This is a genomic window from Zemynaea arenosa (assembly GCF_004614185.1).
Lineage (GTDB): Bacteria > Pseudomonadota > Gammaproteobacteria > Burkholderiales > Burkholderiaceae_D > Telluria > Telluria arenosa.
The window spans coordinates 25765-48466 of sequence record NZ_SPVF01000268.1 but is presented as its reverse complement, the minus strand read 5'-3'; the positions used below and the strand labels follow the sequence as shown (position 1 = coordinate 48466).

The window sequence follows — 22702 nt, the reverse complement described above, 5'->3', positions numbered from 1 at the left end:
GGCGGTTTACGTGGTCTCCACGGTCAGGCGTTCGGCCACCTCGGGCGACTGCGGGCGCACGGCCTCGATCAGCTCCGACAGCGACGAACCGCAGCCAAACACCAGTACATCGCCCGGCGCGCACATGGACAGGCCGTGGCGGATCGCCTCATGGACGTCAAGCCGGCAGTGCAGCTGCTCGTGGTTGATGAGGCTCTGGCGCGCCCCCTGCATGATGAGATCTGCCACCACACCATCGGCACGTCCGCGGTTCTCGGTTTCGTAGACGATCATCTGGTCGAAGCACGCCGCGCAGGCCTTGCCAATGGTGACGATGTCCTGGTCGCGCCGGTCGCCCGGCACGGCCACGATGCCCACCAGCTGCCCCGCCGTCATGGCGCGCGCCGTCTCCGCCAGCGCCGCGTAGGCGGCCAGGTTGTGCGCGTAGTCGACGATCACGGTGACGCCGTTCACGTCGAACACGTTGGAGCGCAGCGGGTTGCTCTTGCCGTCCGAGACGAAGGAGCGCAGCCCGGCCACGATCTGGGCGGCGTCGAAGCCGGTGGCGAACATGGCGCAGGTCGCCGCCAGCGCGTTGGCGGTGTTGTAGCGCGCCAGCCCGTTGAGCGAGACCGGCATCGTGCGTACGTCCAGCAGCGCGTGATGGCGCCCGCCGTCCGCAAAGACCAGGAAGCTGTCCTGCAGGTAGGCGGCGCGGCCGCCGCGCTCCAGGTGGCGCAGCAGGACCGGGTTGTCCGGATCGAGCGAGAAGAACAGCACCTCCACGCCTTCGCGCACTTCCTTCTCGACCATCGCCACGCAGCGGTCATCCTCGGCATTCAGCACCACGGCTTTGGACGCCGCATGAGCGACAACGCCCTTCACGCGCGCCAGGTCCTCGATGCTGTCGATGCCGTCCATGCCCAGATGGTCGTCCGTCACATTCAGCACGATGCTCACGTCGCAGCGGTCGAACGCCAGCCCGCGCTTGATGATGCCGCCGCGCGCCGTCTCCAGCACCGCGATGTCCACTTCGGGAGAAGTCAGCAGCGAGCGCGCCGACTTGTAGCCGGTGCAGTCGCCTTCCATGGTCATCTTGCCGTTGATGTAGACGCCCGAGGTGGTGGCCACGCCCGTGTTCAGCCCCGTGCCGCGCGCGATGTGCGCCGCCAGCAGGGTGGTGGTGGTCTTGCCGTTGGTCCCGGTGACGGCAATGACCGGAATGCGCCCGTTGTCCTGACCGAACAGGGACTCGACGATGGCGCCGCCCGCATCGCGCGGCTTGCCGCGGCTCGGGTACTGGTGCATGCGGATGCCAGGCGCGGCATTGACTTCGATGATGCCGCCGCCCTGCGCGACCAGTGGCTGTGCGATGTCCTGGCAGATGATGTCGATGCCCGCCACGTCCAGCCCAATGGTCCGGGCGGCGCGGATACAGATCTCGCGCGTTTCCTCTGGCAGCAGGTCGGTCACGTCTTCCGCGGTGCCACCGGTAGAGAGGTTGGCGTTGCCGCGCAGGTCCACGCCCACGCCAGCGGCGGGTACATCGTCAAAGCCCGCGTAACCCTGCTTCTTCACCACGTCTTCCGCGATCTGGTCGAGCGGGATCTTGGTGAGGATGTTGGTGTGGCCCGCGCCGCGCGCCGGATTCTGGTTCTCGATCTCGACCAGCTCGCGGATGCTGCGGGTGCCATCGCCCACCACATTGGGCGGGCGGCGCCACGAGGCTGCGGCGATCCTGTTGCCGGTGACGAGCACGCGGTAATCGCGCCCGCTCAGGTAGCGCTCCACGATCACGTGCTTGCTGAAGCGGCGCGCGTTCTCGTAGGCGGTGGTGACTTCCTCCGGCGTGCTGCACACGGTGGTTACGCCCTTGCCCTGATTCGCATCCAGCGGCTTGACGGTGACGGCAACGCGCAAGCGGCGTGCGATGCGCAGCGCTTCCTCCACCGAGTCCACGCACTCGCCCTGCGGCACCGGCACGCCGGCCTGCTCCAGCAGCGCCTTGGTCAGCTGCTTGTCGCTGGCGATGTTCACGGCGATGAAGTTAGTGGCCCCGGTGGTGGTGGCCTGGATGCGCTTCTGCTTGCGCCCCCAGCCCAGCTGGAACAGGTTGGCGTCTTCTGTGATGCGGTAGTAGGGGATGCCGCGCTTGCGGGCTGCGTCCAGCACCGCGCCGGTGCTGGTACCGATGGAGGTGCGCTCCGCCAGCTTTTTCAGCTGCGCCATGGGTGTCGCCAGGTCGAATGGCTGGCCGGCCGCCAGGGCCTCCACCAGCTGCCTGGCCAGGTCGAAGGCGGCGGCGACCACCTTCTCGGACTTGTAGGCCACCACCACGCGGTAGTGGCGCGGCACGCCGCGCACCGCGCGCGCACGGCCAAAACCGACTTCATTCCCCACCAGGACCTGCAGTTCCAGCGTCACATGTTCCAGGATGTGGGCGATGTAGGTGCCGTCGCGCAGGCGCTGCACGAAGCCGCCCTCGTGGCCGTAGGAGCAGCGGTGCTCCCACAGCGACGGGATCAGCGCAAGCAGCTGGTCGGTGAAGCCGGGGATGTCCTTGGACGAGACGTCGTCCAGCTCCTGCAGGTCCACGATCGAGAACAGGACAGGCTTGTTCGCATACAGGTTCGGTCCGCGCAGGTAGCGCTGTTCGGTGATCTTCATGATACGGGGTTCCGTTTGGTCACATTTTTCAAAAAATCGATCAGGGGAGCGGGGAGGGCGGTGTTGTCCTCGTCGTTCTCCTGCAAGGCGTAGCGGGTGCCGGAGGGCAGGAGGTGCAGGCGCACGTCGATCAGCTCGGGGGTGTCGCGGTCGGCGACGTCGCACACGTTGGAAATCATGGTGCGGCCATCGACGATGGTGACCGCACCCTGGCCCAGCACTTCGATGCCGACACCGCGCTCGATGACGAGCGCCGTGTCCTCGTCGATGCCGACGCCCTGCAAATACGGGTTCTGTGCCACCACCGCCAGCAGGCGGGCCAGCCGGTGGCGCTCGGAGAAGTGCTGGTCGATCACCACGCGTGGGATGAAGCCGAAGCCCGCGCCCAGGTTGACCGCATTCTTCTCCGGCTGCAGCACGTTCGAGCCTTCCGCCAGCATGTGGCCGGACATGGCCGAGGCACCCGCGCTGGTGCCGCCGACGCAGGCGCCGCGTTCCTTGAACGCGGTGTGCATCGCGGTGTCCACCTCTGTGCCGCCGAGGATGGCCAGCAGGCGTTTCTGGTCGCCGCCGGTCATGAAAATCCCGCTGGCTTCTTCCACCTTGCGGGCCAGCTCGGGGTTATTGGCATCCTCGCGCGACTCGAGGTGCACGTGTTCGCGCCTGATCACGCCCAAGTCCGCAAAGGCCTTGTCATACACCTCCCACATCTCGGTGGCGATCTTACTGGCGGCGGTGATCACGACGATGGTCTTGTCGATGCCGCCCGCCAGTTCCACGAAGCGGGACAGGATGGTCTTGTCATGCTTGCGGTCCTCATGGCCGCCGATAACGACGAGATGGCCGCGGTTCATGCTGCCTCCCGGATGGCCTGGGGCATGGTCCGGTTGGATGCCGACCCGGCTTCGGTTTTGCTGACGGCGATGATGCCGAAGTCGATATTCTCGGGGAACTCGGCGACCGCCTTCGGCAGCGCTTCTTTCAATGGCATCCCGCTTTCGATCCACTGGTAGGTGCGGAAGGCGGTGATGCGGCGGATGATTTCCTCGCCGATGCCGGTGCAGGCCACCGCGCCCGCCGGGCCGGCGTAGAATCCGCTGCCCATGGTGCAGGTGTCGCCCACGCGGCCCAGCAGGGTGGGCGAGGAGCCGCCGGTGGACCCGGCCACGGCAAAGCGGCCTTGCGCATCGCGCACCACGGCGCCCACCGTGTCGCAGCCGTTCTCGCGCGCGAACTGTACGGGGACGATGAAGTTCCAGTACTTTTCGTAGTCCTTCCAGTCCTGGTTGTGCTCATGCACGCCCTTGCGGACCTTCCCGATCATCTCGCCGTGGGTCTCGCGCGCCTGCCTGGTCGGCGCGTAGTAGAACTTGTGGCCCATGATGCGGGCGAACTGGGTCGCCCCCTCGCAGGCCAGCGCCACATGCGGCGTCTTCGAGACGTCGCGCGCCACCAGCACCGGGTTCTTGACGAACTTGATGCTCGAGACGGCGCCCAGCACGCCGCACGAGTCCATCACGCTCGCATCCAGGTTGATGGTCTCGCCATCGAGGGCGAGCACGGCCCCGGTGCCGGCATTGAACCGGCCATCGTTTTCCAGCGACACAACGGCCGCCACGGCGGCATCGACCGCCTGATTTCCGCGGGTGAGTTCCAAAACAGCCGCGTCCGCAGCCGCTTTGCAACCATCCTCGTAGTGCTGCGGCTCGCCAGCGCCGCCATGAACTACCACCGCGTACCCTTTTTCTGTTGCCATAAGGCTCTCTCCATGCGCGGTTTTGACTTTTCCGAGGATTATGCGAACAACAACGGAGAACACATATCGGTTCTGCTGCCGTGCTGGTGTAAGAGGGGGCTTACAGGAGATGTCAGTCAATGGATGACATAGCAACTTCCGGTGAGCGGAAGACGTGGGGTGGGTCGGTTAGAATAGTGTCCTTTTTCGCCATCCCGGGGCACACCACATGAAGCAGTATCTGGACCTTGTAAAGACCGTTATCGAGAGCGGCAGCTGGCAGGACAACCGCACCGGCGTCCGGACCTTGCGCATCCCGGGCGCGATGATGCGGATGGACCTGCAGAAGGACGGCTTCCCGGCGGTGACGACCAAGAAGCTGGCGTTCAAGTCCGTCATTGGCGAGCTTGTTGGTTTCCTGCGCGGGAGCCGGAATGCGGCCGAATTCCGGGCGCTGGGTTGCAAGGTGTGGGACCAGAACGCCAATGAGAACGCCCAGTGGCTGGCCAATCCGTACCGGATGGGCGAGGACGACCTCGGGCCTGTGTACGGGGTGCAATGGCGGGCATGGCCGGGGTACAAGCTGCTGGAGGCCACGCAATCGGCGCAGATCGAGGATGCGCTGCGGCAGGGCTGGCGCCAGGTGGCGGCGCTGCAGGACGAGGGGGTCGGCAAGGTGCTGATGTACAAGGCCATCGACCAGCTGCGCGAGTGCCTGGATGCCGTCGTGCACAACCCGAACAGCCGCCGCATCCTGTTCCATGGCTGGAATTGCGCGGATCTGGACTCGATGGCGCTGCCGCCGTGCCATCTGCTGTACCACTTCCTCCCGGATGTGGCGTCGAAGGAGATTTCTTTGTGCCTGTACGTGCGCTCGAATGACCTGGGCCTGGGCACGCCGTTCAACCTGGCCGAATGCGCGGCGCTGCTGCACCTGGTGGCGCGCCTCACAGGGTACACGCCGCGCTGGTTCACCTACTTTATCGGCGACGCGCACATCTACGAAACCCACATGGACATGCTGCGCGAGCAGCTGACGCGCGAGCCGCTGCCCGCCCCGCGGCTGGTGATCAGCGAGCGCGTGCCCGCATTCGCAGCGACCGGCAAGTACGAGCCCGAGTGGCTGGAACAAATCGAGCCCTCCGACTTCGCGCTGGAAGGCTACCAGCACCATCCCCCGCTGACCGCCCCGATGGCGGTATAACCCGACCGTAGGGCCGCTGCTAAGCGCATTCCGACCCCTCTTATCCGGGGACGTACCCCTTTCCCAGAGCAGGGTACGTCCCCGATTTTCCGTAAATCGCCCGATTATCGCTCGCGTCGCAATACGTTGATTTAGCACGAGATTTCATTATCTCGGCCACGGAACATTTGTAACAAAGCAGAGCTTTCCTACATGTTTAAGGCGGGGTACGTCCCTGGTGTGGGAGCGGGGTACGTCCCTGGTGGGGTGGGGTAATTCAGGCGGGGCGAGCCCGGTTATGTGTTCAGGGCGGTGGTAAACAGGTCGAGGGCGCGGCGCACCGCTGCATCGTCGGCGGACAGCAGGTTGTCGCCGACGTAGATTTCGACGTAGCTGGTGTCGGGCAGGGCGGCGTGCTGGGCCCGGCCGAAGAGCCAGATGCCGTGCTCGCGCGCGAGCTGGTCGCGGATGTCGAGGACGCGCTCGCGCGATACGGGCAAGTGGAGGTGCAGCATGTTGGCTTGCGGCGCCGAAGGATTGACCTTCAGCTGCGGATAGTCGCGCAGCAGGTCGTAGAGCCAAACGGTGCGCGCGAAGTACGCGGGCATGGCTTGCAGGCGTTCGTCGAACTGCATCGCGGCGGCCACCACGTACGGCGTCCGGTGAATCACGTTGCCGCCTTCGCGCCGGAACCACTCGGCCGCCCGCGCCACGAACTCGCGCGATCCGGCCAGCACGGCGCCACCCAGGCCACCAATCCCCTTGTACATCGACACGTACACGGAGTCGAAGCCCGCCGCGATCTCTGGCAGCGGTTTGCCATACGCCGCCGCGCATTCCCACAGCCGCGCGCCATCCATGTGCAGATGCACGTTGCGCAGGCGGCAGTGCTCCTTGATGGCCTTGAGCTCATCCCACGCCGGATTCTGTCCGCCGATCTCGCGCATCGGCATCTCCATACTGACGGCGCCCAGGCGATCCGGTACCGCGGCCAGGTCGGCGACGGTCCATGGCCGGTGGCGGTCCCCGACCTGCAACGCCTGGAAGTGGCCCAGCAACTGGTAGTTGGAGCGTTCGTGCACGATGATGTGCGAGGTGGGGTGCAGCGCCACCAGCGGCGAACCTTTATCGTCGCAGCCGAGGCGCAGCGCGGTGACTTGCGTCATGGTGCCGGTGACGCAGAAGACCGCCGCTTCAAACCCCAGCAGCCGCGCGATCTTGTCCTCGAAGGCCTGGATCGTGGCGCCGCTGCCGTACACGTCGTGTTCGACGCCGTGCTGTTCGCACCAGACGGACATCGCGGCGAACATCTGCGCGGGTGTGCGCGCCCGGTGGCCGGGGAAGACGGTGTGGCAGCTGCGCTGGAGTTCCGCGTCCGTCATTTCACGGCCTCCTGCGGCGTGTGGTGCACGGGCTGGAACTGCAGCGCGGCCAGGTTGGCGTAGATGCCGCCCAGCGCCACCAGGGACGCGTGCGTTCCGGTTTCCACGATCTGCCCATCCTCCATCACGATGATGCGGTCGGCCCGCTGCACAGTCGCCAGGCGGTGCGCGATGATGACGGTGGTGCGGCCCTGCATGGCCGTTTCCAGCGCACCCTGCACCAGGCGCTCGGATTCGGCATCCAGCGCACTGGTGGCTTCGTCCAGCAGCAGCAGGGGTGGATTCTTGAGCAGGGCGCGTGCGATGGCGATCCGTTGCCGCTGGCCGCCGGACAGGCGCACCCCGCGCTCGCCGAGGAAGGACCTGTAGCCCTCCGGCAGGCGCTCGATGAATTCGTGGGCCGCGGCCATGCGCGCCGCGCGAATCACTTCCTCATCGGTGGCATCGGCGCGGCCGTAGCGGATGTTCTCCATCGCATTGGCGGAGAAGATCACCGTGTCCTGCGGGACGATGCCGATCGCATCGCGCAGGGTGTGCAGGTCCAAGTGGCGGATATCCACGCCATCGAGCTGGATCGCTCCCGCTTGCGGGTCGTAGAAGCGCAGGAACAGCTGGAACAGGGTGGTCTTGCCGGCGCCGGACGGGCCGACCACGGCGATGGTCTCGCCGGCGCGGATGTCCAGCGTCAGATGCGACAGCGCCGCCGTCTCGGGGCGCGACGGGTAGAAGAAGGTCACGTCCTGCAGCCTGAGCGCCGCGCCGTTGGCCGCGCGCGGCGGCAGCGCCACGGCCTGCGCCGGATTCTGGATGTTGGAGCGGACCGAGAGCAGCTCGAGCAGCCGCTCGGTGGCTCCGGCGGCGCGTTGTGCCTCGCCCATCACTTCGGACAACGCGCCGAGCGAACCGGAAACGATGGTGGCGTACAGGATGAACTGGCCCAGCTCTCCGCCGGTCATGGTCCCTTCGATCACCGCGTGCGCGCCCAGCCACAGCACGAACACGATGGCGCCAAACACCAGCAGGATGGCCAGCATGGTGAGCCAGGCACGCGCGCCGATGCGGCGCATGGCGGTACTGAAGGCGCCTTCGACCGAAGAACCAAAGCGCTCCGCCTCGATGCGTTCATGCGTGAAGGCCTGCACGGTCGGCATGGCATTCAGGATCTCGCCCGCCATGGCCGAGGCATCGGCGATGCGGTCCTGCGAATCGCGCGAGAGCTTGCGCACGCGCCGTCCGAACAGCACGATCGGCACCACGACCAGCACCAGCAGGCCGATGATGATGGCCGTGAGCTTGGCACTGGTCACGAACAGCATCACCAGCCCGCCCACGAACAGCAGCACATTGCGCAGCGCGACCGAGACGCTGGTGCCCACCACGGCCTGGATCAGGGTGGTGTCGGTGGTCAGGCGGGACAGCACTTCGCCCGTCTGCGTGGTTTCAAAGAACTCGGGGCTCTGCATGACCACGTGGCGGTACACGGCCGCGCGGATGTCCGCCGTCACCCGCTCGCCCAGCCAGGACACGGTATAGAAGCGTGCCGCCGTGGCCACCGCCAGCAGTGCGGCCAGCGCGAACAGGGCCAGGAAAGCCGCGTTCACATGCTCGATGCCTGCGGCTCCGGCTCCCTGGCCGAAGCCGAGGTCGATCATCTTCTTGAATGCAGCGGGAATCGCCAGCGTGGACCCGGCCGCGAACAGCAGGGCCACCGCAGCCAGCATGAACTGCTTCTTGTAAGGCTTGAGGAAAGGCGCGAGGCCGAACAGGGCGGAGAGGCTGCCTTTGCCGGAGGATTTGTCTTGCGTGGGGCTGCTGGTCATCGAATCGTTCGGTTTGTAGTTTGTTCTTGCTTGTGGGGCTTTACATCAACATTCACATCTTCATCGCGGCGACGTAGCCCGTCAGTTCCAGGTAGCCGTGGCCCGCCGGTTTGCCATCGCGTTCCAGCGTGACGGCGCCTTCCCAGTAGACCGCGCCGGTGGAACGGCGCGAGTCGAGTTCCTGGTCCGGCTGCAGGGGCACGATGCGCCAGCGCGTGGATCCGGTGGCCAGGACGCCCGCCACAGGATACTCGGCCTGGGTGCGCGGGGAGCGCCAGCGTGTGGTGGCGGTGTAGCTCACGTCCGCGCCGTCAAACTGCGTGACCCGGCCGGACGCATCGCGCAGCGTCGCGTGGGCCCATAGTTTATCACCCCGCTTGCTGCGCATCTGGAAGGCCATGAGGGCAGAACCGTCATCGAGGTTGGCGCCGAGCCAATCCCACCCGGCAGCGTCTGGATCAAGGTATTGGCTCGACCATTCGTGGTCCAGCCACGCGCTGCCCATGACGGGAGCTACCGCTCCGCCGCGCGTGACCGTGCCGCTGGCCCGCAGTTGCGGCAGGCTATAGTAATAGCTGGCGTCCAGCGCGGCGGCGCCCTTGCGGGAAAAGCCGTTTTCGCCCTGCAGCAGCGGGGGCTGGGACGGGGCCAGGCGCAGGTTGAGGGTGAAATCGCGGGCGCGCACCACGGCGTCGTAGCTGCCGTCCGGCCGACGCTTCATGGACCAGTCATTGAGCTTCACGTCCGTGTCGCCCTCGCGCGCGTAGGCCAAGCCCAGCCCTGCGCGGGCGCTGCGCTGGTCGTGCAGCAGGCGGCCGACCGCCGGGTCGGACAGCGCCGCGTGGGCGATCACGATCTGGGTCGGCGCAAAGGCGCTCGGATTGGCGCGGTCATGCTGGGTCGCGCTGCGGAAGAAGGTGACCTGGAAGCCGAGCGGCTTGCCGTCCGGCTGCTTGAGCCATCCGGTGACGTACCACCACTCGGTATGAAAGTCGGGGTGGGCGCCGAAGTCGCGTGGGAACTGCATCTGGTACCCGGGTGTGACGGGCGTGTACGCAACCGGGGCTGCCAGGGCGGCACCCGCAAGCAGGACGAGCAGCAGGAGCAGGCGTTTCAGCATCTACCAGTCCTCCCGCACGGCGCGGATCGGGCCACCGGACAAGGCATACCGTCCTGAGACCAGTGCCGTCACTGCGGATGCGGCCAGCAGCGCGGCCGCCACCGCCACCAGCAAACGCCAGGGCATGTGCAGCTGCATGGTCCAGTGGAAGGATTGCGGGTTCACCACGAACACCAGAACAAGACTGATGACGAAGCCCAGCGCAAAACCGCACACGATGCCGATGGCCGTGAGCGCGCTGCCTTCGATGGCCAGCAGCGCGAGCACCTGTCCGCGCGTGACGCCCACGTGGCGCAGCATGCCGAATTCCTTGGCGCGCGCCAGGGTCTGAGCGGAGAAGGTCGCAGCCACGCCGGACATGCCGATGGCGATCGCAATTGCTTCCAGCAAGTAGGTGACCGCGAAGCTGCGGTCGAAGATGGCCAGGCTCACCGCGCGGATTTCGCCCGGCTCGCTGAACTCCAGCGCCCGTCCGAACGGCAGCTGCGCGATGCGCGCTCGTACCTGCGCGGCCGTGGCGCCGCGCGCGACCCATATCGCGGCATCGCTGACATCCATGTCTCCGCTCAGGCGGCGGTAGTCGTCCAGGTTGATGTTCACGGCGCCGCTTTGGCGCGCATAGTCGCGCCACACGCCCGCCACCGTGAAAGCGTGCAGTTTGCCGCCGACCGGCAGTTCGATGTGCTCTCCCACGCGGGCGCCGTACAGGTCCACCATCGCCTCCGACACCCACGCTGGCATCGCACCCGGCGGCACCTCGATGGTCTTGCCGACCATCGGCATCGAATGGCCGGGCGCCTGCGGATCGACGCTGCGCGCGAGCAGGGCGACCGGTGGCCGCGCGGGATCGAGCTGGATCGGCCGGATGCGCAGGAAATGCACGCGCGCGACTCCCGGTGTGGCTGCGATAGCGCGCTGGCCTTCCGGATCGATGGCGGCGGTATTGCCGCTGGCGGCGCTCCGCGCGTACAGGTCCGCGGGCAGTACCTGGGCCAGCCAGTCGTCCACCGACACACGGAAGCTGGCGACCATGATCGCCATCGCCACCATCAGCGCAAAGCTGGACAGCACACCACCCAACGCGATGGCGGCTTGCCCGCTGGCGTTGGCGAGGCGCGCGAGAACGAGGGCGAGCGCGGGCGGCATGTGCGCGTGGGCGAATGGCGCGCCCACGCGCTGCAAGGCCTTGAACGTGACCGCCGCAAAACGCGGCATCAGGGCGATACCGCCGATGAGCATCAATGCGATCGCCAGATAGCCGAAGATCGGCAGCCCGGCCACCGGCGGCGCGGCGGTCAGCGCGGCACCGAGGCCGAGGCAGGCCAGCGCCGGCCAGGCACGGGCCAGCTTTTCCAGCGCCGCATCCGTGCTGCCCGACTTGAGCGCGACTGCCGGCGCCGCGCGCGCCGCCTCAAACGCAGGCGCCAGGCAGCCCAGCAGCGCCACGCCGAAGCCCAGCACAAAGTAGATGATGGCGCCGGCCACGTCGAACTGCACCTCCGGCCGCACACCGGGAAAGTAGCCGCCGCCCAGGTCTCCGCCAAAAAAGCGGAGTACCAGCGCCGCCAGTCCATAGCCGCCGGCGATGCCGAGCGCCGCCCCGGCCAGGCCGAGCACCGCGCCTTCCACCACGACCTGCCGCACCAGCTGCAGGGGCTCCAGCCCGAGCACCCGCAGCAGCGCAAACTGGCTGCGGCGGCGGACCACCGACAGCGCCTGTGTCGAAAACACGAGAAAGGCGCCGGTGAACAGCGCCACCAGCGCAAGCACGGTGAGGTTGACTCGGTAGGCCCGGCTCATGGTGTTGGTGCGCGACTCTGCGTTCGGATCGTTCGGTTCCGCCACGTGGAAGGCGCCGGGCGAGGCGCGGTCCAGGTCTCGCTGCAGCTGATCCCGAAAGACGGTGCGGTTCACGCCCGGGCTCAGTTTCAGGTCGATGCGCGTGAGCTGCCCGAGGCCATGGAAGCGCCATTGCGCCGCGCCGATGTCCATGATGCCCAGGCGCTGGCCTGGCCGCGTGCCCTGCACGGAGCCGGCCACGCGCAGGCGCAGCTCTTCCAGCCCGGCGCGCAAAGTCAGCGTGCCGCTGGTGCGCGTGCGCAGCCATTCGCTGGCAGCGGGCGAGAGGAAAATGGTGTCGTCGGCCAGCGTGTCCTCAAGATGACCTTCGCGGGGCACGCCCACCAGATCAGGCGACACGTCGATGGCGCGCAGCGTGTCCACGCCCAGCACCAGCAGGGATTGCGCGGCGCCTGGCACCACCGCCTGCACCTGCAGCACCGGGCTGGCCGCCGCCACGCCGGGCCGCTGGGCCAACGACGGGTAGAGCTTTTCGTCGAACGACGACTCGCTCCCAGTGACCTGCAAGTCCGCCTGCCCGGCGATACTCTTCACCGCTGCCGAGAACTCGTTGAAAGCCGCCGCATTGATCAAGTGGATGGCAAAGCCCATCGCCACGCCGACCGCGATCGCCACGACGGCCAGGAAGGCGCGCATCGGGTGCGCGCGCCATTCGCCGGCCAGCAGCCAGCGGGTGAGAGTGTTCAGGCCACGCATCCGGGCGGCAGGATCTTACCGGGGTTCATGATGCCCAGCGGGTCGAGCGCCTGTTTGATAGCCTGCATCATGCGCACTTCCACCGCGCTCTTGTAGCGCGCCATGTCACTGCGCTTCAAGGCGCCCACGCCATGTTCAGCGGAGAAGGAGCCACCGAAGCGGTCCACGCTGTCATGCACGATATGGTTGACGGCATCCTGGTGGCCGAGGAAGTCGTCGTGCGCCACGCCATCCGGCGGCGCGACGTTGTAATGCAGGTTGCCGTCTCCGAGGTGGCCGAAGGTGACCAGCTGGCAGCCGGGGAAGGCGCGCAGCAGCAGCGCGTCCGTCGCTTCCAGGAAGGCAGGGATGCTGGAGACGGGCAGGGAGATATCGTGCTTGATATTCTTGCCCGCCGCGGCCTGCGCCAGCGGGATGTGCTCGCGGATCTGCCACAGCCCGCGCGACTGCGCCACCGACGAGGCCACGGCCGCATCGGCCGCGATGCCCGCTTCCAGCGCCGCACCGATGGCGCCTTCCAGAAGTCCAACCGCATGCTCCTCGGATTCGCTGCTCGCCACTTCCAGCAGCGCGTACTGCGGATGGCGATGGCGGAACGGGTGCGGCAGGTCCGGGTAGTGCTTGGCCACGAGGTCCATGCACACTTGCGACATCAGTTCGAAGGCGGTGAGCGCCGGCCCGCAGTGATCCTGCACCATCGTGAGCAGCGCGAGCGCCTGGGCTGGAGAAGACACCGCGACCAGCGCCGTGATGGAGGCACGCGGCATAGGGTACAGCTTCATGACCGCGCCCGTGATCACCCCCAGCGTGCCCTCGGCGCCAATGAACAGGTCGCGCAGCGAGTAGCCGGTATTGTCCTTGCGCAGCCCGCGCAGGCTGCTCCAGATCTCGCCCTGCGCGGTGACGACTTCCAGTCCGAGACACAAATCACGCGTGTTCCCGTAGCGGAGCACCGCGGTGCCGCCTGCATTGGTCGAGAGGTTGCCGCCGATGGTGCAGCTGCCTTCCGCCGCCAGCGACAGTGGGAACAGGCAGCCCTCGGCGGCTGCGGCGTCCTGCACCTGTTGCAGGATGCAGCCTGCGTCCAGGGTGATCGTGCGGTTGGCGGCATCCACCTCGCGCACGCGATTCATGCGCGTCAGCGACAACACGACGGCCTCGCCCGACACATCCGGCACGCTCCCGAGCACGAGGCCCGTGCGTCCGCCTTGCGGCACGACCGGCACGTGCAGCTCCGCGCACAGCCGCACCAGGCGGGCCACCTGCTCCGTGGTCCCCGGCCGCAGCACCGCCCGCGCGCGGCCGGTGAAGCGGCCGCGCCAGTCGGTGAGGTAGGGCGCCATGCCATCGGCATCGGTGATGACCAGCTGGTTGTCGACCAGGATAGCGCGGCAGCGCGCGAGGAAGTCGGTCATGAGGGAGCGAAGCGGCTACTTGTTGACGGTGTTGACCCGCTCCAGCAGTTCCTTGGCGATCTTCTTGGCGGCCAGCTTGTACGGCCGCAGGAACAGGACGGTGCACACAAAATAGATGGCGACCAGGAAGGCCTCGCCGCCCGCCATCATGCGGGACAGCGGCGCCGTGTCGCTGTAGACCCGTACCGCGCCTTCGGCAAAGTACAGCAGGATCACCATCGAGGACCACTGCAGGGTGTAGATGTCGCGCTTGAGGGCTCCGAGCAGAGGCACCAGCAGCGGCACGGCCTTGAGCGCGAGCAGCCAGGCGCCCGGCCGGATCGGCGCAAGCCAGGCCTCCCACGCGACCAGCCACAGGATCAGGAAGACCAGGCTGACCACGGCCCCGACATGGAAGACACGCGAGGTCTTCACCGTGCCACCCCGTGCAAACGTGCGACCGTTTCCGCCAGGCGGCGGCCCAGTGCCACCGCGAGCCGCTTTTCGTCATCCGTGATCGGCTTGTTGTTGTCGATGCCCGACCAGTGGGTGGCGCCGTACGGGCTGCCGCCGCTGCTGGTGGTCATGAGTTCCGGCTGGGTGTAGGGCAGGCCGAGCACCATCATCCCGTGGTGCAGGAGCGGGATCATCATCGACAGCAGGGTCGATTCCTGCCCGCCGTGCAGGCTGCCGGTGGATGTAAACACGGCCGCAGGCTTGCCTGCCAGCGTGCCGCCCAGCCATTCCGCCGCCGTCCCGTCCAGGAAGTACTTGACGCTCGCGGCCATGTTGCCGAAGCGCGTGGGCGACCCCAGCGCGAGGCCGGCGCATTCGGCCAGGTCCTCGCGTTCCACATAGGGGGCACCAGAGTCCGGCACGCTCGGCGCCACCGCTTCCGTCACGGTGGACACCGCAGGCACGGTGCGCAGACGCGCATCGATGCCCGGCACGCTTTCGATGCCCTGGGCGATCAGTTCGGCCAATTTGCGGGTCGCTCCATGGCGGGAATAATACAAAACAAGAATTATCGGATTGGTCACGTTCATCGTTGGTATTATAGGGCGCTTTGTCACATTCCACGGCCCTGAATGGCCGTGCAATCGAACGCCTGAATGCTCTCCAAAACCGTCACTTCGATCTCCCGGTCCACCAGCGAAATGATCAACGTGAGCGTGGACATCGTGCGCGGGCTGACGCTGGCGGAAGTGCGCGACCTGCTGCGCTTCGCGCGGCGCCGCTTGACCGACGAAAAGCTGCCGCAAGTGGCGGGCAGCCTGACCTTCACCACCGTGCTGGCCCTGGTGCCGCTGCTGACCATCGTATTCGCGGTGTTCACCAACTTCACGATGTTTACCACCTTCCGCTCGGCGCTGGAAGCGTATTTCGTGCAGTCGGTGATGCCCAAGGCGATCGCCAACACCATCGTCTCCAATCTCACGCTGTTCTCGACCAAGGCCAAGAGCCTGTCGGCGGTGGGCGGTATCGCGCTGCTGCTCACCTCCACGGCGATGATGGGCATGATCGAGCGCGCCTTCAACCAGATCTGGCGCGTGCGCCGCCCACGGCCGCTGTCGCAGCGGGTGCTGATCTACTGGGCGCTGGTGACATTGGGGCCGCTGCTCATCGGCCTGTCGCTGACCATGACGTCGCAGCTGTTCAGCGCCACCAGCGGGTTGCTCGGCCCCCTGGCGTGGATCGGCGCCGTGTTTTATACGATGGCTTCGGTCGGCCTGACCACGGCGGCCTTCACCTTCTTGTACATGACGGTGCCGAACCGCTACGTGGACTGGCGCGACGCCGTCTGGGGCGGCATCGTGGCGGCGCTGGCATTCGAAATCGCCAAGCGGCTGTTCGCGGTCTTCATCAAGCAGTTCCCGAACTACACCATCATCTATGGAGCGCTGGCGGCGGTGCCGCTGTTCCTGCTGTGGGTGTACGTGTCCTGGCTGATTACGCTGGTCGGCGCGCTGCTCACGGCCGCGCTGCCGATTGTGAAGTACGAGCGCTGGTGGTACGAGCCCGCGCCCGGCGGCGAGTTCGTGGACGCAATGGCGATCCTGAAGGTGCTGCACGCGCATGGACAGGTGAGCGACACGGCCATGGTGCCGTCGCCGCTGATCCGCTTCCACACCCGAATCGGCTACGACGAGATGACCATGCTGCTGGACCAGATGGTGGCCATGGGCTGGGTCGGGCGCATCCAGGCGGAGCGCCGCCGCACCAAGTGGGGCCGCCGCTTGCGCGACGATGCGGACCAGTGGGTGCTGCTGATGAACCTGGAGCGCCTGAAGGTGGCGGACGTGTACCGCCTGTTCGTGTTCGGCGCGGCGCAGGAGGCGGCGGTGCCGGATAACGTGGAACCGCGCTCGCCTTTGCGGCTGGATGGCGCGGCGCTGGCGCGGCAGGTGGAGGCGGCGGTCGAACAGGGGCTGGAGCAGAGCGTGGCGGACTACTTTGCGTACGGGCCGCGCGCTGCGGCAGGCGCACCGGCGCCTGCGTCCACCACGGCCCCTACCAGCTAAGCTTCCCCGTCAACATCTGCCAGTACATCACCCAGTCGGCCCGGAACGAGAACCACGGCTGGTCGAAGGTCGCGGGCTTGTTGTGTTCGAACAGGTAGTGGCCGACCCACGCGCCGCCGTAGCCTGAAATCAGTGCGATCAACAGCCATGCCGGGTCCTGGCTCACGGCCATCTGCACCACCGCCGCCAGCGCGGACGTGGAACCGATGAAGTGGCAGCGGCGGCACAGGCGGTTGTCGTGCTGCGCGAGGTAGTAGGGGTAGAACTCGGCGAAGTTCGTGTAGTGCGCGGTTTCCGGCATCTCAGGCTCCTTTCGCCTCGACGGCGCCGCGGGCAAAGCCGAACAAGGCATCCAGCACCGCGTCCGGCCGCTCGGCCATCATCTGGTGGCCGGCGTCCACCTGCACCACCTTGCCCTGCGCGAGCGCGGTCGTGAGCAGCTTGGTCGAGCGTGGTGGCGTCATGACATCCTTGGTCCCGAACAGGAACAGCACCGGGCAGCGGACCTGCGTAGCTGCGGCTTCGCCGTTGGCGTAGGCATTGCAGGCGCTGAAGTCGGTGTGGAACAGCTGGTCCGGGTTGAGGGCGGACATCCGCTGCATCAGCCGCCGCGCGCCCCCCAGCACCGAGAAGCCCGGGCCCGGCGACGATGGCTTGTGCGCGATGGACGAGTGGGACCAGATGTTGACCATGTCGATGGCGGTCTGCTCGTCGGTGCGGGCGGTTTTCAGCAGCGCGTCCGCGACCTTCATTGGGTAGGTGCTGCCGACCATGGCGAGGCCGATGACGACGCCCGGCGCGCGGGCCGCGGCTTCCAGCGCGATCAAGCTGCCCATGCTATGGCCGATCAGGATGGCGCGCTCCACGCGGGCCTCGGTCAGCACGGCGATCAGCCATGCCGCCATGTCTTCCACGGTCCGCAGCGCGGGTCCCGCCGTACGGCCATGCCCGGGCAGGTCCACCGCCAGCACGTTAAAGCCGTGGTGGGCGAAGTAGCGGGATTGCAGGCCCCACACGCTGTGGTCATTCTGCGCGCCGTGTATGAAGACGGCCGTGGGCAGACCGGCGTCGAAGGCCCGTACGCCGGTGTAGCAATAAGCGCCGCTGGCAAGCTTCATCACGCGCCTCCTTTCTGCGCTGCCTTGAGGGCGCGGGCCAGGTCTTCCAGCAGGTCGTCCGGCGACTCCAGGCCGACCGACAGGCGCATCGTGCCTTCCGCGATGCCACTGGCCTGCAGCTGGTCGGCCGGGACACGGAAGTGGGTGGTGGAGGCGGGGTGGATGACGAGGGATTTCGCGTCGCCCACATTGGCCAGGTGCGAAAACACCTTGAGACTGTCCACGAAGCGCTTGCCCGCCGCGCGGTCGCCCTTCAGGTTGAAGGAGAACACCGCGCCGCAGCCGTTGGGCATCAGGCGCTGGGCCAGCGCGTGGTCCGGGTGAGTCTCCAGCTCCGGGTAGGCCACCGATTCGACGGCGGGGCTGCGCAGCAGGAAGTCCACCACCTTGCGCGTATTCTCGACGTGGCGCTGCATGCGCAGGGACAGCGTCTCCACGCCCTGCAGGATGGCGAAGGCGTTGAGCGGGCTCATGGCGGCGCCGAAGTCGCGCAGTCCTTCGCGGCGCGCGCGCAGGGCGAAGGCGCCAACGGTCGATTCCTCGGTGAAGACCATGCCATGGAAACCGTCGTACGGCTCGCACAGTTCCGCGAAGTGGCCAGTCTTCTCGTAGGCCCGCTGCCAGTCAAAGGTGCCGCCGTCCACCAGCAGCCCGCCGATGGCGGTGCCGTGCCCGCACAGGAACTTGGTGGCGCTGTGGAGAACGAGATCCGCGCCGTGGTCGAGAGGCTTGATGAGATACGGCGTGGTGAAGGTGCTGTCCACCAGCAGCGGCAGGTGGCGCTCATGGGCGATGGCGGCCACGCCGGGAATGTCCAGCACATCGAGTCCGGGATTGCCGAGCGTTTCGCCGAACAGCAGCTTGGTGTTGGGGCGGATGGCGGCGCGCCAGGCGTCCAGGTCGCGCGGATCGACAAAGGTGGTCTCGATGCCGAAGCGGGGCAGGGTGTACGCCAGCAGGTTATGCGAACCGCCGTACAGCGCGCGCGAAGCTACGATGTGGCTACCGGCTCCCGCGATGGTCGCAAGCCCCAGGTGCAGCGCGGCCTGGCCGGACGCGGTGGCGATGCCCGCCACCCCGCCTTCCAGCGCGGCGATGCGTTCTTCCAGCACCGCAGTCGTGGGGTTGGAGATACGCGAGTACACGTGACCGGCGCGTTCCATGTTGAACAGGGCGGCGGCGTGGTCCGAGTCCTGGAAGGCGAACGAGGACGTGAAATAGATCGGTGTGGCGCGTGCGCCGGTGGCCGGGTCGGCTTGGGCGCCTGCGTGCAGGGACAGGGTATCGAAACCGGGGTAGCGGGGTCCGCTCATGGTCACCTTTCTCTCAGCGGTGGCTTGGAATGGGCGCATCGTAGCACCGAACGCACAGAGTGCCGATGGCTCCGGTGGACAATTCGCAAAACTGGATTTTTTGCCAAGCTTAGGCTACAGTCGATTCACGATTCCGTGTTGACAAGGTGGCGACCATGAAAGTGTCTGAAATTCTGCAGGTCAAGGGCAATATCCTCTATACGGCCACGCCCGATATGCCGCTGCTGGATGCCGTCAACATCATGGCGGAGAAGGACATCGGCTCGCTGGTGGTGATGGAGTACGGGGATCTGGTGGGCATGCTGACCTTCCGCGAGGTGATCAAGGTGCTGCACGCGAATGCCGGGTCGGTGGGCGCGGGTACGGTGCGCAAGCACATGGACGACGCGCCGATCACCGTCACGCCGGACACGGAGGTCAACGAAGTGCGGCGCATGATGCTCGAAAAGCACGCGCGCTATTTGCCGGTGATGAACGCCAAGACGCTGCTGGGCGTGATCTCGTTCTACGACGTGGCGCGCGCGGTGCTGGAGGCGCAGAGCTTCGAGAACCGCATGCTCAAGGCCTACATCCGCGACTGGCCGGCCGAGGCGAATGCCGAGGACTGAGCGGCCCGCTTCCCCCCTCCAAGTGCCGGCCGGTCCGGCACTTTTTATTTGTGCTTGACTTCGAGTGCGCTCGAACTTCTACGATGGCCGTGCCATGAATGAATTCCTGACGATTTCGGAGCTGGCCGCGGCCACCGGGCTCACGGCGCACACGCTGCGGTATTACGAGCGGGCTGGCCTGGTGCGGGCGGTGGGGCGGGCGGGTAGCGGGCACCGGCGCTATTCGGCGGCGGACCGGGCGTGGATCGAGTTCCTGCAGCGCTTGCGCACCACCGGCATGGGCATCGCGGCGATGCGGCACTTTGCGGACCTGCGCTACCAGGGCGAGTCCAGCGTGCCGCAGCGGCGCGTGCTGCTGGAGGAGCACCTGGAGCAGGTGCGGGCGCAGATGCAGTCGCTGGCCGAATGCGAGCGGGGGCTGGTCGAAAAGCTGCGCCACTACCGCAAGCTGGAACGCAATCTGGGAACCATCATGGCCCCTCAACCACACAAGGACAGGACAGGCCATGAACGAACGTTACGAACGCGGACTCGCCAAACTGATTGAAATCGATGGAGAAAAGGGCCGGCAGGTGGTAGACAGCCTGCGCGATATCGCCCCGGACTTTGGCCGGATGATCGTCGAATTCCCGTTCGGGGACATCTACTCGCGGCCGGGGCTTGACCTGCGCACGCGGGAGCTGGCCACGGTGGCGGCGCTGACCGCGCTGGGCAACGCGGCGCCGCAGCTGAAGGTGCACATCTACGCGGCGCAGAACGTGGGCTGCACGCGCGAGGAGATCGTGGAGACGATCATGCAGATGGCCGTGTACGCAGGGTTCCCGGCGGCGCTCAACGGTTTGTTCGCGGCGCGCGAGGTGCTCGGCCCGACGGCAGACAGCCCTGCTTGAAGCGAAGTATGCGCCGCCAGGCTGGTTCAGGCGGCGTGGGCGTTGTGCGTGGCCAACCATTCGGCCAACTGCTGGGGCGTGATCGGGCGAGAGAACAGGTAGCCCTGCGCATACGGACAGCCCAGCGCTTCCAGCACCTGCGCCTGGCGCTCGTCCTCCACGCCTTCCGCCACGATGGACAGGCCCAGGTTGCGGCCCAGCTGCACCACCATCTCGGCGATGCTGCTGCCACGCGCGGACTCGGTGATCTCGCTGACGAAGGCACGGTCGATCTTCAGGCAGTCCACCTGCAGGCGCTGAAGGTAGGACAGCGACGAGAAGCCGGTGCCGAAATCGTCGATGGCGATCGACACGCCGGTTTCCTTGATCTGCGCCAGCATGCGGATCAGCGTGTCCGGCTCCTCCATGGCCACCGACTCCGTGATCTCCAGGTGCAGGTACTCGGGCGGCGCCTGCGTGCGGGCGAGGGCGCCGCGCAGCATGTCGACGAAATAGGGATGGCGGAACTGGACCTGCGACACGTTGACCGACATCGTGAATGCGCGATGCCCCAGCGCGCGCAGCCGCACCAGCTCCGCGCACGCGGTCTCGATCACCCACTGGCCGATCTCGATGATCAGGCCTGAATACTCTGCAATCGGGATGAAACGGTCCGGTGGCACGAAGGAGCCGTCCGGCCGCTGCCAGCGCAGCAAAGCCTCGGCGCCCATCGGCTGGCGCGTGGCCAGGTTGACTTGCGGCTGGTAGGCCAGCGTCAGCTCCTTGTTCGCGAAGGCCGCGCGCAGCGCATGCATCATGCGCACCCGCTCGCGCATCTCGGCACCCATCGCGCGCGAGAAGGTGAAATGGCCGCCGCGCTGGTGCGCCTTGGCGCGCTTGAGGGCGAGGTCGGCGTCTTTCAACGCATCGGCGGCGCTGCCGTCATGTTCCGCGAGGCGCACCAGGCCTAGAGTCGCGGAGACCTGCATGTCCTGCCCTTCGATGCGGAAGGGCTCGCGGAACACCTGCAGGATGCGGTCCGGGTTGACGAAGCTGGCGTCCCCCAGCACGCCGAAAATGTCCGCGCCCATGCGCGCAATGGTCAGTTGCGCGCCGAGGCGCGTCTGCAGGCGGCTGGCGACGGCGATCAGCAGCATGTCGCCGAATTCGTGGCCCAGCGCGTCGTTGGTTTCGGCGAAGTGATCGAGGTCCACCAGCGCGAGCGCCGCATGTGCGCGCGTGGGCGTGCCAAGGGCACCGTGCAGCACCTCCAGCAACCGGGTGCGGTTGGGCAGGCGTGAGAGCTGGTCGTAGAACGCGGCGTCGTGGAGGTTGGTCACCAGCTCCACGTTGTCCAGCCCCACGGCCACCTGGCGCGAGAACACCTCCAGCAGGCGGCACTCGATGTCGGTGAGCGGGCGCGGAATGGGCAGCCAGGCCACGCACTCGCGCGCCGACTTGCCGCCGAAGTAGAGTGCCACCGCGTCCGTGCAGATCACGTTGCGGCGCTGGTTGAGGGCGTCCCACATGCCGGAGCGGATGGCCGCGTCGCGCGGGCGGAGCAGGTCGCCTGCGGGCCGCTCATGGGCACCGGCGGAAGCCAGCACGCTCAGGTCCGGCGCCAGCGCGTCGCCGTTGTGGCGTCCGCATAGCACGCCGTCGGGCGGGAGTCCAAGCAGACCGGTGGCCTGCGCCAGCACTCCGGCGCCGAAATCGTGCATGCCGTGTAGTGCCATCAGCTCCGTGCCCGCGCGGATGATGCGGTCCAGGCCCTGGCGTCCCGCGTCCAGCGCGCGGATCTGCTCATATGAGCGGATCGCCGCGGTCACGGTCGTGAACAGCTTGATGCGGGTGAGTTCGGACTTGGTCTTGTAGTCGTTGATGTCGAAGTCGCGCACCGCGTCCAGTTCCGGCGCGTAGCCCGGCTGGCCGGTGCGCAGGATGATGCGCACGTCGGCGCGGCCCAGAGTCTCGCGGATGTAACGGACCAGCGTGAGGCCGGCGTCGTCCTGCTCCATCACCACGTCCAGCAGAACCACGGCGATGTCGTCTTCGCGCGCCAATAGTTCACGGGCTTCCCGCGCCGAGCAGGCGTGGATGAATTCCAGGGTGCGCCCGAGGGTTTCCAGGTTCGCCAGCGCAAATGCGGTCGTCGTGTGCACTTCCTGGTCGTCGTCGATGATCATGACCTTCCACGTGGCGCGGGTGCGCGGCGTGGAAGTCGTGGCCTGCTCGTCGAGGAAAACGAGGTCGTCGTGCGCGTCGCTTGGGCTGCCTTCCGGGGTCAGCGGTGGGCTGGGGCTGCGCATATTGTACTTATGGTTCTGTTCGTTATTCGCCGATTCAGTATATAGCGATTTCTCAAACATTCATGACAAAAAGATGCCTTTAGGCACTAAAACGAGACAGATTCGGACACCTCGCCGGAAGCCTGCG

Annotated in this window: 19 protein-coding genes; 5 read left to right on the top strand and 14 right to left on the bottom strand. The window is 66.9% G+C overall.

All coding sequences use genetic code 11. The features are described 5' to 3' along the window. Positions 1-6: 6 nt before the first annotated feature. The 3 genes from cphA to E4L96_RS22170 are packed head-to-tail and all read right to left on the bottom strand — an operon-like array spanning position 7 to position 4402. Complete coding sequence (gene cphA, locus E4L96_RS22180; protein WP_135209397.1) at positions 7-2646, bottom strand: cyanophycin synthetase; 2640 nt, start codon at positions 2644-2646, stop codon at positions 7-9. Then, positions 2643-3500 carry a cyanophycinase gene (locus E4L96_RS22175; protein WP_135209396.1) on the bottom strand — a complete coding sequence of 286 codons (858 nt, stop codon included), beginning with the start codon at positions 3498-3500 and terminating at the stop codon, positions 2643-2645. Before E4L96_RS22175 ends, cphA begins: the two co-directional genes overlap by 4 nt. Then, the gene (locus E4L96_RS22170) at positions 3497-4402 is read right to left on the bottom strand and encodes an isoaspartyl peptidase/L-asparaginase (protein ID WP_135209395.1); all 906 of its coding nucleotides are present in this window, start codon (positions 4400-4402) and stop codon (positions 3497-3499) included. Before E4L96_RS22170 ends, E4L96_RS22175 begins: the two co-directional genes overlap by 4 nt. A 208-nt stretch (positions 4403-4610) precedes the next feature. On the opposite strand from E4L96_RS22170, the gene E4L96_RS22165 reads away from it, so the two are divergent. Further along, positions 4611-5585 (top strand): thymidylate synthase, encoded by a 975-nt coding sequence (locus tag E4L96_RS22165; protein ID WP_135209394.1) that lies wholly within the window; start codon positions 4611-4613, stop codon positions 5583-5585. A 275-nt stretch (positions 5586-5860) separates the two neighbouring features. On the opposite strand, the gene E4L96_RS22160 is transcribed toward E4L96_RS22165, so the two are convergent. Genes E4L96_RS22160 through wrbA form a run of 7 tightly spaced genes read right to left on the bottom strand, consistent with a single transcriptional unit; the run spans position 5861 to position 14882 of the window. Next, a complete protein-coding gene (locus E4L96_RS22160) occupies positions 5861-6946 on the bottom strand; it encodes a threonine aldolase family protein (RefSeq protein ID WP_135209393.1) in 1086 nt (361 codons plus the stop codon). After that, positions 6943-8766, bottom strand: a complete 1824-nt coding sequence (locus E4L96_RS22155; protein ID WP_135209392.1) for an ABC transporter transmembrane domain-containing protein — start codon at positions 8764-8766, stop codon at positions 6943-6945. Before E4L96_RS22155 ends, E4L96_RS22160 begins: the two co-directional genes overlap by 4 nt. Before the next feature lie 52 nt (positions 8767-8818). Further along, the gene (locus E4L96_RS22150; protein ID WP_135209391.1) at positions 8819-9886 is read right to left on the bottom strand and encodes a lipocalin-like domain-containing protein; all 1068 of its coding nucleotides are present in this window, start codon (positions 9884-9886) and stop codon (positions 8819-8821) included. Next, the gene (locus E4L96_RS22145; protein WP_135209390.1) at positions 9887-12442 is read right to left on the bottom strand and encodes an ABC transporter permease; all 2556 of its coding nucleotides are present in this window, start codon (positions 12440-12442) and stop codon (positions 9887-9889) included. Further along, entirely contained in the window at positions 12430-13857 is a 1428-nt protein-coding gene (locus tag E4L96_RS22140; protein ID WP_135209389.1) for an FAD-binding oxidoreductase, read from the bottom strand. The genes E4L96_RS22145 and E4L96_RS22140 overlap by 13 nt, the downstream gene beginning before the upstream one ends. Positions 13858-13872: 15 nt before the next feature. Then, a complete protein-coding gene (locus E4L96_RS22135) occupies positions 13873-14271 on the bottom strand; it encodes a DUF2069 domain-containing protein (protein WP_135209388.1) in 399 nt (132 codons plus the stop codon). After that, a complete protein-coding gene (gene wrbA, locus E4L96_RS22130) occupies positions 14268-14882 on the bottom strand; it encodes an NAD(P)H:quinone oxidoreductase (RefSeq protein WP_135209387.1) in 615 nt (204 codons plus the stop codon). The genes E4L96_RS22135 and wrbA overlap by 4 nt, the downstream gene beginning before the upstream one ends. A 66-nt stretch (positions 14883-14948) precedes the next feature. Here wrbA and E4L96_RS22125 point away from each other — a divergent pair, with 66 nt between their 5' ends. Continuing rightward, positions 14949-16358: a YihY family inner membrane protein gene (locus E4L96_RS22125; protein WP_229414712.1), complete on the top strand. Its 1410-nt coding sequence runs from the start codon at positions 14949-14951 to the stop codon at positions 16356-16358. On the opposite strand, the gene E4L96_RS22120 is transcribed toward E4L96_RS22125, so the two are convergent. Genes E4L96_RS22120 through E4L96_RS22110 form a run of 3 tightly spaced genes read right to left on the bottom strand, consistent with a single transcriptional unit; the run spans position 16348 to position 18789 of the window. Continuing rightward, positions 16348-16659 carry an Mpo1-like protein gene (locus E4L96_RS22120; protein ID WP_135209386.1) on the bottom strand — a complete coding sequence of 104 codons (312 nt, stop codon included), beginning with the start codon at positions 16657-16659 and terminating at the stop codon, positions 16348-16350. The two genes, E4L96_RS22125 and E4L96_RS22120, sit on opposite strands and share 11 nt — an antisense overlap. A gap of 1 nt (position 16660) precedes the next feature. After that, a complete protein-coding gene (locus tag E4L96_RS22115; protein ID WP_135209385.1) occupies positions 16661-17476 on the bottom strand; it encodes an alpha/beta fold hydrolase in 816 nt (271 codons plus the stop codon). Further along, positions 17476-18789 (bottom strand): O-acetylhomoserine aminocarboxypropyltransferase, encoded by a 1314-nt coding sequence (locus tag E4L96_RS22110; protein ID WP_135209384.1) that lies wholly within the window; start codon positions 18787-18789, stop codon positions 17476-17478. Before E4L96_RS22110 ends, E4L96_RS22115 begins: the two co-directional genes overlap by 1 nt. A 155-nt stretch (positions 18790-18944) precedes the next feature. Here E4L96_RS22110 and E4L96_RS22105 point away from each other — a divergent pair, with 155 nt between their 5' ends. From E4L96_RS22105 to E4L96_RS22095, 3 genes are all read left to right on the top strand, one after another. Next, complete coding sequence (locus E4L96_RS22105) at positions 18945-19397, top strand: CBS domain-containing protein (protein WP_135209383.1); 453 nt, start codon at positions 18945-18947, stop codon at positions 19395-19397. Between the two features lie 94 nt (positions 19398-19491). Then, positions 19492-19944, top strand: coding sequence for a MerR family transcriptional regulator (locus tag E4L96_RS22100; RefSeq protein WP_135209382.1), 453 nt, complete (start codon positions 19492-19494; stop codon positions 19942-19944). Next, positions 19904-20287: a carboxymuconolactone decarboxylase family protein gene (locus tag E4L96_RS22095; protein ID WP_135209381.1), complete on the top strand. Its 384-nt coding sequence runs from the start codon at positions 19904-19906 to the stop codon at positions 20285-20287. Before E4L96_RS22100 ends, E4L96_RS22095 begins: the two co-directional genes overlap by 41 nt. Before the next feature lie 26 nt (positions 20288-20313). Here E4L96_RS22095 and E4L96_RS22090 read toward each other — a convergent pair whose 3' ends face one another. Continuing rightward, a complete protein-coding gene (locus E4L96_RS22090; protein WP_229414711.1) occupies positions 20314-22575 on the bottom strand; it encodes a putative bifunctional diguanylate cyclase/phosphodiesterase in 2262 nt (753 codons plus the stop codon). Positions 22576-22702 lie beyond the last annotated feature (127 nt).